Annotated in this window: 9 protein-coding genes; 2 read left to right on the top strand and 7 right to left on the bottom strand. The window is 40.8% G+C overall.

What is annotated here, in order from left to right; translation table 11 throughout:
- From tnpA to drmD, 3 genes are all read right to left on the bottom strand, one after another.
- Window positions 1-417, bottom strand: a complete 417-nt coding sequence (gene tnpA, locus IQ247_RS15320) for an IS200/IS605 family transposase (protein WP_193921382.1) — start codon at window positions 415-417, stop codon at window positions 1-3.
- A gap of 554 nt (window positions 418-971) precedes the next feature.
- On the bottom strand, window positions 972-5,747 hold the full coding sequence (locus IQ247_RS32610; protein WP_228059769.1) for an Eco57I restriction-modification methylase domain-containing protein: 4,776 nt from the start codon (window positions 5,745-5,747) through the stop codon (window positions 972-974).
- A gap of 459 nt (window positions 5,748-6,206) precedes the next feature.
- Window positions 6,207-9,443, bottom strand: a complete 3,237-nt coding sequence (drmD, locus tag IQ247_RS15310) for a DISARM system SNF2-like helicase DrmD (protein ID WP_322745509.1) — start codon at window positions 9,441-9,443, stop codon at window positions 6,207-6,209.
- A 396-nt stretch (window positions 9,444-9,839) separates the two neighbouring features.
- Here drmD and IQ247_RS15305 point away from each other — a divergent pair, with 396 nt between their 5' ends.
- Both IQ247_RS15305 and IQ247_RS15300 read left to right on the top strand, forming a co-directional pair.
- Entirely contained in the window at window positions 9,840-10,214 is a 375-nt protein-coding gene (locus IQ247_RS15305; RefSeq protein ID WP_193921380.1) for a type II toxin-antitoxin system RelE/ParE family toxin, read from the top strand.
- Window positions 10,211-10,537, top strand: coding sequence for a helix-turn-helix domain-containing protein (locus IQ247_RS15300; RefSeq protein ID WP_193921378.1), 327 nt, complete (start codon window positions 10,211-10,213; stop codon window positions 10,535-10,537). The genes IQ247_RS15305 and IQ247_RS15300 overlap by 4 nt, the downstream gene beginning before the upstream one ends.
- A gap of 54 nt (window positions 10,538-10,591) precedes the next feature.
- Here the strand turns inward: IQ247_RS15300 and IQ247_RS15295 are convergent, their stop codons facing one another.
- The 4 genes from IQ247_RS15295 to IQ247_RS15280 all read right to left on the bottom strand — a co-directional run bounded on the left by IQ247_RS15295 (window position 10,592) and on the right by IQ247_RS15280 (window position 14,264).
- A complete protein-coding gene (locus tag IQ247_RS15295; protein WP_193921376.1) occupies window positions 10,592-12,586 on the bottom strand; it encodes an NACHT domain-containing protein in 1,995 nt (664 codons plus the stop codon).
- A 26-nt stretch (window positions 12,587-12,612) separates the two neighbouring features.
- Window positions 12,613-13,515 carry a CHAT domain-containing protein gene (locus IQ247_RS15290; RefSeq protein ID WP_193921374.1) on the bottom strand — a complete coding sequence of 301 codons (903 nt, stop codon included), beginning with the start codon at window positions 13,513-13,515 and terminating at the stop codon, window positions 12,613-12,615.
- Window positions 13,516-13,590: 75 nt separating this feature from the next.
- Entirely contained in the window at window positions 13,591-13,989 is a 399-nt protein-coding gene (locus tag IQ247_RS15285; protein WP_193921372.1) for a helix-turn-helix domain-containing protein, read from the bottom strand.
- Window positions 13,986-14,264: a type II toxin-antitoxin system HigB family toxin gene (locus IQ247_RS15280; RefSeq protein ID WP_193921370.1), complete on the bottom strand. Its 279-nt coding sequence runs from the start codon at window positions 14,262-14,264 to the stop codon at window positions 13,986-13,988. Before IQ247_RS15280 ends, IQ247_RS15285 begins: the two co-directional genes overlap by 4 nt.
- Between the last annotated feature and the right edge of the window lie 200 nt (window positions 14,265-14,464).

Below are 14,464 nucleotides of genomic sequence, written 5' to 3'. Positions count from 1 at the left end.
TTAATTGCTAAAAGTAACTTTTTCTAAATGCACGTTTGTAGTTCCTTGTGCGTGATGTTGTTTTTGATTTTTAACATAAGCTAAAGCTTGTTCAAGTTGTTTGCTACCTAAAGAAAAAATACCATATCCTTCTTGCCAAGAGAATTTAGTCAAATTTGGATTCAAATCTTGATTCAAATAACGAGAACTACTACCTTTAATTTTTTTGACATATTCGGAAATGGCAAGAGTAGGAGGTATGGAAGCAATTAAATGAATATGATTTTCAGTACCACCGATTCCATGAACTATACAATTCAAAGCCGTTGATTTACCGATAATATAGTTATAAAGTTCTATTTCGTGTTCTGGTTTAATTAAATCTTGGCGTTGTTTCGTTGCCCAAACGATATGATAATAAAGCCGCCACAGAGACATATAGTTGTTTGAATTTTTTTTTAATCTATTTACATATATATGGTTCCCAGATTGGTGGGGAAAATAGCTAGGGAATCGTCAAAATTTTAAAAATAGCCAGAATAGCCAGAATAGCTAGAATAGCCAGGGAATAGCCAGGGAATAGAATTCCCTGTCTTAAAGCGAAAGTCGTCTTCAGACGACTGAATAAAAAAATCTCACGGTTTAATTGAATTGTTTTTTAGTCCTCTTTCAGAGGACTTTTGCTATTAGACGGGGAATTCCATTCCCCGGATACAATTCGCTGTAAAACCCGAAATTCCATTCCCCGACTACAATTGCGACGGAAAACCCGAAATTCCATTCTCCGGCTATAATTTGACACGAAACCTATCGTAGCCGGGGAATCAAATTCCCCGTCTCAAAGCGAAAGTCGTCTTAAGACGACTAAATTAAAATGTTGCGGTTTAACAAAACTCTTTCCTAGTCCTTTTTAAAGGACTTCTGCTATTAGACGGGGATTTCTAATCCCTGGCTACTCAAAGACGACTAAATCAAAACATCCCAACCAAAAATCACTCCATCACCTCATCAAATCCCGCAATCATCGGCTCATCTTTCTTCTCTTTCCCTTTACCCGTTTTCTTCCCCTTCCCTTTACCCGCTTTCTTCTTCCCCTTCCCCTTCTCTTTACCACCAAGTTCTTCCGCAATAGCTCTTTCTTTATTAAGTACGAGCAGACGTGCTAAAACATCGTCGTGTGTTTCTTCATTCCAACGGTAGCGATAGGGTTTTTTCTTTTGTTTCCTTCCCCCCTCTGTTTGATTGGGGGTGAAGTTATCGTCTTCATCTTCGTAATCAAGCAAGAATTCGCATTCTGTAGGAATATCCGTCCAACCGTAAGCTTCGAGTACTGCTTTATCCATTTGGGTATGGAGTTCCCGGAGTTTGATGATTTCGGGGTGGTTTTCTTCGGGGTTGTGGAAGCGGTTGTAGGTTTCGGTTAATCCTTGGTTGTTACGAACCATTAATTCGGCGCGGTATTCGTAGTATTCTTTTCCTGCTGCTTCTAGTTTGGGGTTGGTTTCCCAATTTTCCGGGAAGGGGAAGGTTTGAAAGCCATCGCTGGGAGTATAGCGTAAACCATCTCCTAATGTTGAGCAGAAAAATCTAGCCCAAATTTCATGAACACGGGATTGCATTATATAGAAAAAGCTATATCTTGTTTCTGCAAAAACATTAATATAGTGTGCATATACCCAGTTTGAAGGTAAAAAAGCAAATGCTAAATGTGTGCTTACTTGAGAATTAACTAACACACGTTCGAGAGGTGCGATCGCCTTAAATAAACCTGACGTATATCTGCCCCAAAGCCACCAATTATTTTTACGTCGTTTAGCATCAGCATTATTACCTAGCTTATCACGTTCAGGCTTAACCTTCTCTTCTACAATCCCCATCAAATCGGAATATTCTCGCGCTTCATCTTCGCTCATCTCCCCAAAATTAATTACATAACGATGATGAGCATGAGTTGGACTGCTATTTACTTCTTCCCCACCAATATAAGGAAAAATTCTCTCGGCATTTTTTGCATCTTTCTCAATTAAACGATGCATTTCCTCAATAGAAGTTGCTTCTGGTTTGGAATCATCAAAGGTAAAACCCATTCCCAAAACATAGCTTCCGATAAAACTTTTATTTGCATTTTCTAAAAGCACCTGGGGATTTTCATTTCCCCCAGCATGAAATAGAAAAGCCGAAATTAAATCAACTTCCCTTCCATCTAAAATCTTTATTCCTGGATAAATTCCCTTCAATACATTCACAACGCTGACAACAACCGCAGCTTGTCCCACCCATTTCATGCGTTTTTGAGCATGATAAATCGTTCCCCCATGCTGACAAATCCACCTCAAACCAGTGCTGCGAGTATCACCTTGAGCAATAGTATTTGTAGCAATTAACCCAAATGCTCCACCTTCACGCAATAAATCAAAAGCACGACGAAAGAAAAATGCTACCAAATCCGAATTACCGTGAGATTCGGGGAAAACTTCTTTTAACCAATCCAGATAACCGGGTGCATTAGCGCTAATTGTGGTATTTTTCCCTGCAAACGGCGGATTTCCGACAATAGCATCAAATCCAGATTTCCCAACATCAAAAACCTCTGGATATTCAATATCCCAGTTAAAGGGAATAATACATTGATTGCTGCGACGTAGTTTTTGAGAAATCCCCTGTATTGACGATAAATTCTGCGTTTCTACATCCGTTGTTTGATATCGCCATTTTCTCACTAACTCTGCAAACTCCCTTTCCTTCTCTTCCCGCTCCTTCTTATTACTCCCTGCAAAAAACGCAGCAATTTTGACATCACCAGTTAATCGAGCTTCCCGTAATTCTTGTTCCACATCAAGCAGACGCAAACGTTTTTGATCGTAATCAGCATCGCTGCGGTTATCGTTGGCTTGAATTTGGGTTCTTAAATTCCGCGCTTTATCAATTTTCTCTTTCAATAAAGTTAATAAAGGTAAATCGTAACTAGCATCCTTACCAAAAGAACCGATTTGCGCCTTAGTTAACCCTACCAAAGAATCCCCACACTTCAACGCATGATCGAGAAACGTAAACGGATAATCCTTCGCTAAAGTCACCAACCATAAAGATAACTTCGCCAAATTCACCGCAAACGGATTTTTATCAACACCATACAAACAACGTTGAGCGACAAGACGACGGGCTAATAATATTGGTTCGACATCACCGTTGGTAATTGATTGGTTTTGTTGAGAAGAATTTTCGGAAATATTATCAGTCGTCTTCTGTAGCCAGGGATTTAGCCAGGGATTAGAAATCCCTGTCTCATAGCATAAGTCTTCTGAAGAAGACTGGGAGAGATTTTGGGTAATATTATTAGTCCCCGGTAGCCAGGGATTGGAAATCCCTGTCTCATAGCTTTCGTCTTCTGAAGAAGACTGGAAGAGATTTTGGGTAATATTTTGATCATTATCAGTCCTCTTTAGAGGACTTTTGCTTTTAGACGGGGAATTCGATTCCCCGGCTGATGGATGGCTGTCAAACCCCGAATTCGATTCCCCGGCTGAAGATTGGCTGTCAAACCCCGAATTCGATTCCCCGGCTGATGGATGGCTGTCAAACCCCGAATTCCATTCCCCGGCTGAAGATTGGTTCTTAAACCCCGAATTTGATTCCCCAGCTGATGGGTGGCTGTCAAACCCCGAATTCGATTCCCCGGCTGAAGATTGGTTCTTAAACCCCGAATTTGATTCCCCAGCTGATGGGTGGCTGTCAAACCCCAAATTTGATTCCCCGGTTTTAATATCGCTGTCAAACCCCGAATTCGATTCCCCGGTTTTAATATCGCTGTCAAACCCCGAATTCGATTCCCCGGCTTTAATATCGCTGTCTAACCCCGAATTCCATTCCCTGGCTGATGTATGGTTTTCAAACCCCGAATTTGATTCCACAAGATGAATTTCGTTATCAAACCCCGAATTTGATTCCCCATCTAATTCCGATTCCCGATTCCAAGCTTCCACCAGCTTCTCAGCCAGTTGACGACAGGTTTCCACCAAAAAAGCACCGGAACCCATCGCTAAATCGCAAATTTTCAACGATAATATCTGTTCCGATGTCGGATGTTCTCCCAAACCTTCTAATACCGGACGCAAAGTTTTTTCTACAATTGGTTGGGTTAATTTACGGGGTGTGTAGTGAGAACCCGTTCTTCTTCTTTCTTCCCCCGGTTGCAAATACAGCGAACCTTTTAATAATAAATTGGAAGTTCTAGCAGAAACTTTTCTATCTAATGCTGCTACAAATTCTTCCGGTGTTTTCGCTGTTTTTATCTCTATAGCGACTTTACCCGCAACCTTACAATCTGCGTCTTGTAATATTTTTGCCCTGTCACCCGGTTTTGCTGCTAAAATTTCATCAACGTTGACCACAACATCTTTCGGACGTACAGCAATGGAAGTTCCGCGAGCAATTTCCACCTCATAACCCATAATCGCTTCGTACACGGAACCGATTTGTTCTACGTCTAAGGAACGATAAGATAAACGTTCCCCATCCAAAACCAAAAGATTTTGCAATACCCGATAAATTACGCCGTCGGGAATCCGTGGTGGTTCAATCCAACCAAATTCACTGTAATGACTGTTCTTACTTCTTCCTTCTAAAAACGGATATTCATCGGGGTCAAATAACTGTCCGTGACGTGCGGGTAAATAAGCTTCCGTACTACCACCACCATCGTAAACTAATCTGACCAAACTTAATAGCCAAGCCCAAGCACCATATCTTTGATTCATCGTATCGGGATAGCTGCTTTCATCTTCCCGCAATCTTTCATATAATCCAGTAACAGAATAGTTTCTTTGATAAATATCATCTCCTGGCATTAATCCTTGGTCTTCTGCATAAAGCAAAAATACCAACCGCATCAAAGTTGTAATTAATCCCCCATAAATATGTTGCGGTTCGCTACGAGCAATTTCTCCCAACAACTTACCGTTAACACCAGCATCAGCAATTTGAAATCCCCGCAATAATTCCCAAAGTGCATCAAGTACCTGATTTGCCAGTTTATTAGAAACCTCAGCTTGATATTCGCGACTATCGCTAAGTAACTTTGGTAAACGACGCTGAGTAGGGACATTAAATAACCTATCCTGTCCCAAAAGCATATCCAAAGCCGCCAATATTGACCGTCCCGACACCTCGCACATCGCTTGTACCGGAAAAGTCAAATGTCCCGAAGATTCACCTGAAGGAGCATAAACCAGCCGCAAACGAGTACCGTTAAACAAAATCCCGATAGGAATATTCGTCTCCCGCAACAAACGCTCAAATTTTTCCTGTACTGTCGCTTTCCAACCGCTTCCCTTTTCTAACCTTGGTTCTACCCCATCCAAATCCAAACCCGGTGCAACTTCCTTAACCAGCATCAACCAACCATCGCTATCTGGGTCGGGTACTGCATAACTTGGCTTCAGTGTTTCTCCGTAATCAGTGAGTACAACTTCTAACTTTTGCGGTAACGCACCACCTGACATTGTGCCAAGCAAATCTTCCGGCATCCACTCCAAAACCTGCTCAGTAAAAGCCGCAAAATCCTTAATCCATAGGACTTCCTTAGAATTTAAATTGGGAATTGGGTCATAACAAATAATCTCAGTAAGCCTAGTTTGTAATTCTACAGCCTTACCTCGGTTAACCACAGCTTGCGCCTTAATTAAAGCCGGAGGGGATACTACTAATCCAACTGGTTGTAGAAGTCCCAACCATTCTTTATGTCGCCAAGTTTCGATGTCGTTTGTCATGGTTTTGCTAATGGGTAATTGGGATTTCGGGTTTTGTTTTTAGGGGTTTGGGTTGGGAATTGGGATGTTGGGTTTTTAACGGTTTGGGTTGGGAATTGGATTTTGGGTTTTGTTGATAGTGGTTTGGGTTGGAATTGGGATTTTGGGTTTTGTTGATAGCGGTTTGGGTTGGAATTGGGATTTTGGGTTTTGTTGATAGCGGTTTGGATTGGAATTAGGATTTTGTTTCCACATCCGCTCGTTTTGTCCCCCACAATCGCCGGTTTTATCCCCATAACCGCCGGTTTTGTCCCCACATCCGCCACCGCCAGGGATTGAAAATCCCTGTCTAATAGCTAAAGTCCTCTGAAGAGGACTAGGTAAGCTTTTTAGTCTTCTTTAGAAGACTTTTGCTTTGAGACGGGGAATTTTATTCCCCGGCTAAAACTTGTGCTTGAAACCGGGGATTGCATTCTCTCCTCAACTCGAAACCGGATACAAATAAACCAATCCCACGGGTTCTACCCTGTCAGCTTTCACCCGATAACCCTTCTCAATTCGTTCCGGCTCGTCAATGATTTCCTTCTCTAGTTCCCCTACTCGAATTCGCCAATGTCGCCTATCTGCTTCCAATTGGCGCAATTCATCTGTATTGAATAAAGAAAGCTGATGCACTTGATATTGCTTTTCTTGCTTGAGAATGCGATCGCGCTGTTCTTCTAGCAGCTTTTTCATTTCTTTGGCTTCTTTGATACCGCGTTCTGCGAGTTTTTTCTTAGCTCTCTCGGTTAAGGTATCAGCGCGTTTTTCTAAATGAGGAATTAAGTCTTCGACATCCCTGGCTGCATATTCTTTAAAGCGTTGTTTGATTGATTCAGAAACCTTTGTTAAAGCTGGGGTTGCTAAACAATCTTCCAATTCTTGTAAAACGTCTTTCTTCTCAGTTTCAGTCAAAGGTCGTAACTTCCCTCTCCCCCGCGCTTCTGGAGCAATCCATTCTGCTGCTACTGCAATAATTTCATCGTGAAGTCTCGCAGCTCCTTCTCCGTACAACGACAACCTTCCCAAAGCGATAACTTTCGGCACCGGGTCATCCGTCAAACATACGCAAGCGCGGGTCAATTCATCATAAAGAAAACCTTGTGATAAAAAGCGTCCCAACAATCGTTGCACCATCCGGTGTTCTAAATGCAGGTGTACAACTTTACCGTCTAAAGTACCGGGGTCACGGAACACTACCGGACGAATTTCCGTTTCTTTCCTCCAATCCCACAACTTTTGTTTTTTCTGACGGGGAGGTCTTAATGTATCCAAAGTATTAGCCCATGTCGGGTCCGTTCCCGCTTTTTCATCCAATGCAGGTAATACCCATCTCGCACTATTTGGGTCTTTTACCGCTTCTTGCGAGTTCAACGGTTCTAAAGGTTTCGCTCCCATAATTTCCAAAGAAGCACATAAAGCATTACGGAAGTGTCGCTCGTCCAAACCCAACCACCTCCGAGAATCTCGCAACATATCTTCAAGTTCTACCTGTTGCTGATATAGTTTTTGATTGCGGACTCGAACGGCTTCCAATTCTTCCTTAATTGCGGAACCTTTAATTACCAACTCTTCACTACTACACTCAGCAACATTAATCGCTTCAGTTAAATCCTGCTCTTGTTCAGCCCGAATCCCTTGATCGAGTAACTTAGAAATATTCTTTTCCACCACCGGAGAAAGACTACCCAACTCTTGCTGAATAGTCGCCGTTTTCCGCACCAACACATCTAACACTCGGTCTTCAGAACGTTGGGGGAAGACAAAATAATGACACCTTACTACTGCTTCCCTCTGTAATTTTCGGTCAATTCTACCGTTGCGCTGCTCCATTCTGCTGGGGTTCCACGGTACATCAAAGTGGAATAAATCGGCGCAGTGATTTTGTAAATTCACCCCTTCGCGAGCTGCATCTGTCGCAATCAAAATTCTCAAAGGATGCTCTGATGGTTCCGTATTAAATGCAGCTTTGATAGCTTCCCGCCTATCATCTCCCATTCCCCCATGAAAAGTATCGATGCGTTGATTTTCAAGATGGGAATTAGCGATCGCACTTGATAACTGCTGCACTAAGTAGCGTTTCGTATCCGTATATTCAGTAAATATCAAAACGCGGCGATGGTTCCAAGCTGCACCAGCTTTACCCAAATCGGGACAAAGATTTTGACGAATCCAATCTACCAACAGATCAATTCTGCCATCTGCTTGATAGCGAGCCATTGCAGCAATTTGACTCATTTCTTCAAGCAACTCCAATTCCCGTTGAGTAATCCCCGAAACAGCATTTTTGGTTGCAGCTGTCATTTGAGAATCTTCCTCAGCTTCCACCTCGGCTTCCGAAATCTCAGCACGCTCGTCATCAGAACCGGGAGTTTGTAAAAGTAAGGGATAATTCCTCAAATTCTCTTTATTTGCAACTTCCCTTTCCTGCTTTCTAGCTTTTTCAATTGCATTTTGATGCACTTTCAAAGTGCGAGCAAAGGCTTCAATACAAGAAAGCAAGCGTTTCTGCAAAGAAGTAATTACCAACATCGCAGTATTTTGGGCTGACTTAGAAACGTCCTGAAGACGCTCCTCCCGCAAACTGCGATATTCCTGCAATAAAATAGATAGCCTTAATTCCGGAGCATCTTCCGGTAAATTGTCAACTACCATTGGGATAACTTTACGTTCTGGGAAATCTCTGTCCCCAATATCTCGCAAATCCTGCTTAAGTCGCCGTACCATCACAGCATCCAGCAGCTTTTGATTAACGGTAACTCCCCGACAAAACCGTTGTGGATCGAGAATTTCTAACAATGCAGCGAAACTATTAGAATGTCCGTTGTGTGGAGTAGCCGAAAGAAATAACTTGTGTTCAAAACGAGGAGCAATATCGCGAACGGTTTTTGTCAATTGGGAATCCACAGCATATTTTGAACTACTAGCAGGTGCAGCATTATGAGCTTCATCCAAAATCAACATTGAGCTAGCAGCAAAATTTCCCAACCAATCCCTTAACAAAGCCCCGTAAGTCTCATCCCTAAGCAATGCATGAGAAATAATAAACCGATTGTGAGTAGTCCAAGGATTGATACTATAACCGCGCTCCCGACGCTGCATAGCAATAAAATTTCTATCAAAAATCTTAAAAATCAAACCAAACCGACTTTCCATTTCCTCCTGCCACTGTCTAACAACCGAAGGAGGACAAGAAATCACCACCCGCTTAATTTTTTGACGCATCAACATCTCGCGCAAAATTAAACCAGCTTCAATAGTCTTTCCCAAACCCACATCGTCAGCAATAAATAGCGAAACCCTCGGCATTAATAAAGCCTTTCTCAAAGGTTCAAGCTGATAAGCCTTCACCTCAATTCCCGCACGATAGGGAGCCTGAAACAACTTGGGATTAGTAGAAGTAACGCAATTCCACCGCAGAGCATGAAAATAAGCACTAAAAAAATTGGGCTTATCAAAACCTTTTTTGGCAACCGACTCCCAAGACGAAGCCCCCATAACTTGAGCATCCACCTCACGTTCCCAAAAAACCTCTAATTGCTGTCCTTGAGCATCATCTTCCAAACAGGCAAGCCGCACCCTATTGTCACCAATATCGGATGTCGAAATCACAACATCCTCAATCAAATATTGACGAGAGCGAACTCGAACTATCTGTCCAACCTTGATGTCAGTCACCCATACCTCGCGCTTAATATATGTTCATTTATAATTCCATCGCTATCAATTCAAGATGTAATATTTGCATCAAAAACTTGCCGCCCGCAATATAAGTACAAGCAGCACAAGCAATGAAATTTCTAACTAAAATTTAGCCGATTCATCAGTACTACTGACTAAGTAAAGTAGCAGCACAATATGATTTGATACATGATAACTGTAAAAATAATGCTCTGACCGGATAAAATAACTTTTATTTAAACTATTTTGAATGTCCTAACTGTCATTGCAACGTAAGGAAGCGATTCCTGCGGAAAGCTAGGCTAACTCACCATTTGTCGCCACAGTCAATAAATTTTCTAATTATATTTTATGGTATTCTCTTACTTGTTTTTATAGGAAATTTCATATAAAATGACAAACAGTGAGGAGAATGCAGAAATTTCTTTACGCCCTTTAGTTTGGATAGGAGACTCTCGTAAAAATATCCGCGAGTTCCCAGAAGATGTACGCGCATCGGTTGGATATGCGTTGCAACTGGTGCAAGCAGGGGAAACACCTTTAGAGGCTAAACCTTTTAAGGGTATTGGGAGTGGGGTGTATGAAATTGTTAAGCGTTATGATACTGATACCTATAGAGCAGTTTATGCTGTAAAAATTGCAGAAAAAATTTATGTTCTACACGCTTTTCAGAAAAAATCAAAAAGTGGTATAAAAACCCCACAGGCTGATATTGATTTAATTAAACAACGTTATAAAGATGCAGTAGCAAGGGAAGAACTAAAATGACGCAAGAGGCTATTTTTGAAGAAAGTAGCGGTAATGTATTCGCTGATTTGGGTTTAGAAGATGCTGACGAACTTTTTACACGAGGTAAAATTGGAATTCAGGTAATTAGATTGCTAAAACAACGCAATTTAAAACAAAGAGAAATTAGCGAACTTCTCGGTATTCCCCAACCAGAGGTATCCCATTTGATGAAAGGAGAATTTCAACGGTTTAGTGAAGGTAAATTGCTGATTTTTCTCAAGCGTCTCGATATGGAAATTACTTTATATCTTCGTCCTCGTAATGCTGATGATAAGGACTTTGAGACTGCGATCGCATTATAAATTAAGCTGGCTATAATCTAATTACCAAAACAAATTGAATGATTTTATTAATAATTACTCAGCCTTCGATTTAAGTTTGTATTTTTCAATTTCTGCACTTGGCAATAAGAGTGTTAGTTCAATTCCTTCTTTTACATTATTAGTAAGGTTGTCACTTCGTTCTGAGATAAATACTATTAGTCTATTAGCATTATAGTAATCATTTAATAATTGTAGTTGAGCTTGGCTAAACTCCCACTTGTGACCTATATCTCTTTCATTAATAGCTATATTCTCAATATTATTGATATTTTTAAATTCTTCTAATGACATATTAATATATGAATCATATAAAGGTAATAGTATCTCTTTCAAGCATTTGATTATTTTTAGATGTTTGTAATTGGGTATTGAGATAAATCGAATCAACATACCAAAAATATTTCTTATATTTTCAATTTCCAACTTGTTGCATTGCAAAAAAAATATAATAAAGCGATCTAAGTCTATATCAAAATCTACACCAAATCCAATTCCTATATCTCTTGAAAGATGAAACATCATATCTATTTCTAGTAATTCTGAACAGATAAAGTAAAAAGCTCGTATAGCAGCAGGCTTGTAAAAATCTTTATTGTATATACACTTTTTCTTGACCCAACAAAGAAAATTTTGTATTTTTTTATCGTGAACTATCAAAGTATTAATTTTTTCGTAAAGCTGGCGTAGCAATTTATCATCCCAAGTCATGTCACATAAAAGTGAAAATACCTCTGCCCAGTAATATTTTGGAAATTGTTGTGCTATCATTCTTAGCTGTGCAAAAGTCAGTTCAGGATTATTAAGAAATATAAAGTATAATTTCGCCACTAAATACTCTTGAAAAGTCAAATGCGAAAACGACCAAACCTTGTGCGATCGCTCAATCAATAACCCATGCACAGATGCGATCGCTCTCAATACCCCTTGACTTTCCCGTCGTTCGATCCCCAAAAACTCCCCAATATACCCTTCCAATTCCTCCTGCTCGAACAACACATACTGTTCTTGCTCGAACTTTTTCACTGCAACATAACTCAATAATTCCAACTTCCGCTCCACCGATAAATCCCGATAAACCTCATTCCGCTCGACTTCCCGCGATTTGTCCCACTGCACCAACAATAATTCCAATCCCTCCTCATATAGCTTGGAACGCTTCGAGTAAAATTTCTCCGTTTGCTGGAATACCGCACAAGTCAAGCTCAACAAAATCGGTGTAATCGCCAATTCCCGAATCGGTTTGTTCTCCTCCCGAAACAACTGTTCCAAAAAATCCCGTGCTTTGTCCTCCCCCGCATCCACACACACAGTCCCAAACCAATGTTCTGCAAACGCTCTCACCTGCTGCTCATTAAAATCAGCCACCTCCACATCATCGAACCTTTCAAACCGCGACTCCTGGCTTTGCGTCCGACAAGTCACCACTACCAACACTTGAGGATAAGCACGAGCAAACCGCTTGATTTCCCTGGTAATTTGCTTTCCCGCTTCCCCCGTTACCTCATCCAACCCATCAAACAAAACCAAAGCTTTACCCTGGCTTAACACCAGTTCCATGTCTGCATTACTTAAGCGCCAAAGTTGTCCCAAAAACTGCTCCAAGTTATAGCCATACTTGCGTCCATCGTCTACAAACTCCCGCAGCTTTATCAACACGGGAATTCGCTGCGCTTGCAATTTTCCATTATTGCATTCGGTGACAATCCTTTGCAGATAGGTGGTTTTCCCTGAACCCGGTTTCCCCACCACCATCAAGTTTGTATCTCGCTCCAGCACAGATAACCCGGAAACGCGCTGCTGTTGATTACCCAAACCAATCCGATCCAAACTGCGGTAATTGGATTCACCCTTGGTAAAATCTTGCCACAAATCACCTACTTCTGACCTACGGCTACTGCTAGTTTTTTCTAAAATATTGACATCTACAAACAAATCTCCCAAGGGAACCCAATTATCGATTCCCCATAAGGGCATTATTCCGTGTAAACTTTGGATGGTATCGTGGATGCGGATACGCACCTGTTGCACCAACTCATCAACCCGATTTATTGCCGTTACTGGGACTTTTTTTTTAGATTTTTGAAGATAGGGGTATTTTCTTCGGGGATTCCTTGTAGCGCAATGGCATCACAACCACCGTGATAGGCATCTTCAAACGACCAACCAGCACCTAATTCGTCATAAAAACCGATTGCAAACTGAATCGCGGCATTGTCACCAATCGTACTACTCATTCCGACTACGTAATCGATATATTCTGCGATCGCGTTGGCTTGAACTTCCGAATAGCAAGCATTGAGAACCACACATTCAAGTCCTCGCGTTGCAAATCGTTTAAATAAGTTTGCTAAAGCTTGGGTGGGGACAAGTTGTGCTAATCCAGCATCATCTTCCAAAATTAAGCCATTTTCACCCGAACCGTGACCGCAAAAGTGAACAATTTGGGGGTTAAAATCCAGCAAAGCACGACGTAAATCATCGGGACGAACAGCGAATTTTGGCTGTAAAGTAAATTTTTCTCTATGTTGTGACCTTCGCAAACCCTCATCAATTTCCCGTACTTCTTTATCTAAACGCAATCTTGCTTCATTTGTAGGGCTAGAAGCTAGGACTAAAATAGTTTTACGGGAAGAATTTTGAGAATTTTCTGATGGTGTCACATTTGGGAACTCTTTTTTGAGGGTAGAACGAATAATTTCGCGGATGTCGGTCGCATTGTCACCTCGAAGTATGGCATTAGCAACTTCTCGAATTGCTTGTGCGTCAAGTCCTTGGTAGGTTTTATCCCCAATATGAATATTTTGTCCTTGTCCGATGTTGACGTTGTACTTACCAACTTGCAGATTTTGAAAGGCACCAGAATTTAACCACTGACGCAAAGCTTCCAGATCATCATCGGTTTGAGTTCCGTTGAGGATGCGTTGGATTATGTTGTTGAGGTTTCTGGGGTTTGGCATCGTCTAGGAGCTTTTTGTTTTATTTTAGACAATAAAACAGTGAATTTACTCACCTTGGCTAATTTCTAAAGTCAGTTATATAAACAAGCTAACATCTACGTGAAAATAGTTTGCAAGTGCTTCTGCTTCTGTTTTGTTCATAGTGCGAATACCATCGATAATTTCCTGTACAATTTCCAAGGAGCCAATTACATCTATTAATGCTTCGGCTGTTATATCGCGTGCATCCATCAGGTATATTAGCATTGAATGAGGTGTTCCCTGGGGAATTGGGTAATGAGTTTCTTCAAATTTTTCAATTAATGTTACTAATAATTCCAAAAGTACATCCTCTTCTGGTGTACGATGGGGACGATGCTCTAAGTTTTGGGCTAATTTAAGAGCTTGTTCGTTTTCTTCTTCAGTAGTAATTATTTTTGGTTGATATTTAGCTAGTAATTTACCGTAAGATTCAGGATTAAAAGTACGGGTCATTTTTCCTTATCATATTCTGCGTGAGTTAGGATGTATTTTATATAGATTCTTTGGGCTTCGTAAACAATATCAACAATCAAGCGGTAGTTATTACCTTTGATGTTAAACACAGTAAAGTTTCCAACAGCTTCTGCTTTAGCATAAATAGCCTGAACATCAATCAAGTTTTTCCATTCTGCTTTAGTTGCAACCCTATACCAATCATAAAGCGCATCACAGGAATCTGCATGTGCTTCACAAAACTCCCGCAAAATCCTGCGGCTAATAACATGCATTTAATTTTAATCGTAATTACAGCTATTAGTATTGTCCCAAATTTGAGGCTCAACCTAGCTTTTTTAAATAGGTTATTTTTCTAAAGGCATTGCAGTGCGATCGCATAGTTTTTAGTAGTTAGATTGGGAGAGCGATCATATAGTTCTCAGTGGTTGGATTAGAAGTGCGATCGCATAATTGATTTAAGTAGTTGGATTGA

Source organism: Plectonema cf. radiosum LEGE 06105, from assembly GCF_015207665.1.
Classification (GTDB): Bacteria; Cyanobacteriota; Cyanobacteriia; order Cyanobacteriales; family Nostocaceae; genus Rivularia; species Rivularia radiosa_A.
The sequence above is the reverse complement of the archived record's forward strand: the minus strand, read 5'-3'. Positions and strand labels throughout refer to the sequence as shown.

Bases quoted from the DNA above. Each gene is read 5' to 3' on its own strand.
- tnpA (WP_193921382.1), bottom strand. From the start codon at position 417: ATGTCTCTGTGGCGGCTTTATTATCATATCGTTTGGGCAACGAAACAA.
- IQ247_RS32610 (WP_228059769.1), bottom strand. From the start codon at position 5,747: ATGACAAACGACATCGAAACTTGGCGACATAAAGAATGGTTGGGACTT.
- IQ247_RS15305 (WP_193921380.1), top strand. From the start codon at position 9,840: ATGACAAACAGTGAGGAGAATGCAGAAATTTCTTTACGCCCTTTAGTT.
- IQ247_RS15300 (WP_193921378.1), top strand. From the start codon at position 10,211: ATGACGCAAGAGGCTATTTTTGAAGAAAGTAGCGGTAATGTATTCGCT.
- IQ247_RS15290 (WP_193921374.1), bottom strand. From the start codon at position 13,515: ATGCCAAACCCCAGAAACCTCAACAACATAATCCAACGCATCCTCAAC.
- IQ247_RS15285 (WP_193921372.1), bottom strand. From the start codon at position 13,989: ATGACCCGTACTTTTAATCCTGAATCTTACGGTAAATTACTAGCTAAA.
- IQ247_RS15280 (WP_193921370.1), bottom strand. From the start codon at position 14,264: ATGCATGTTATTAGCCGCAGGATTTTGCGGGAGTTTTGTGAAGCACAT.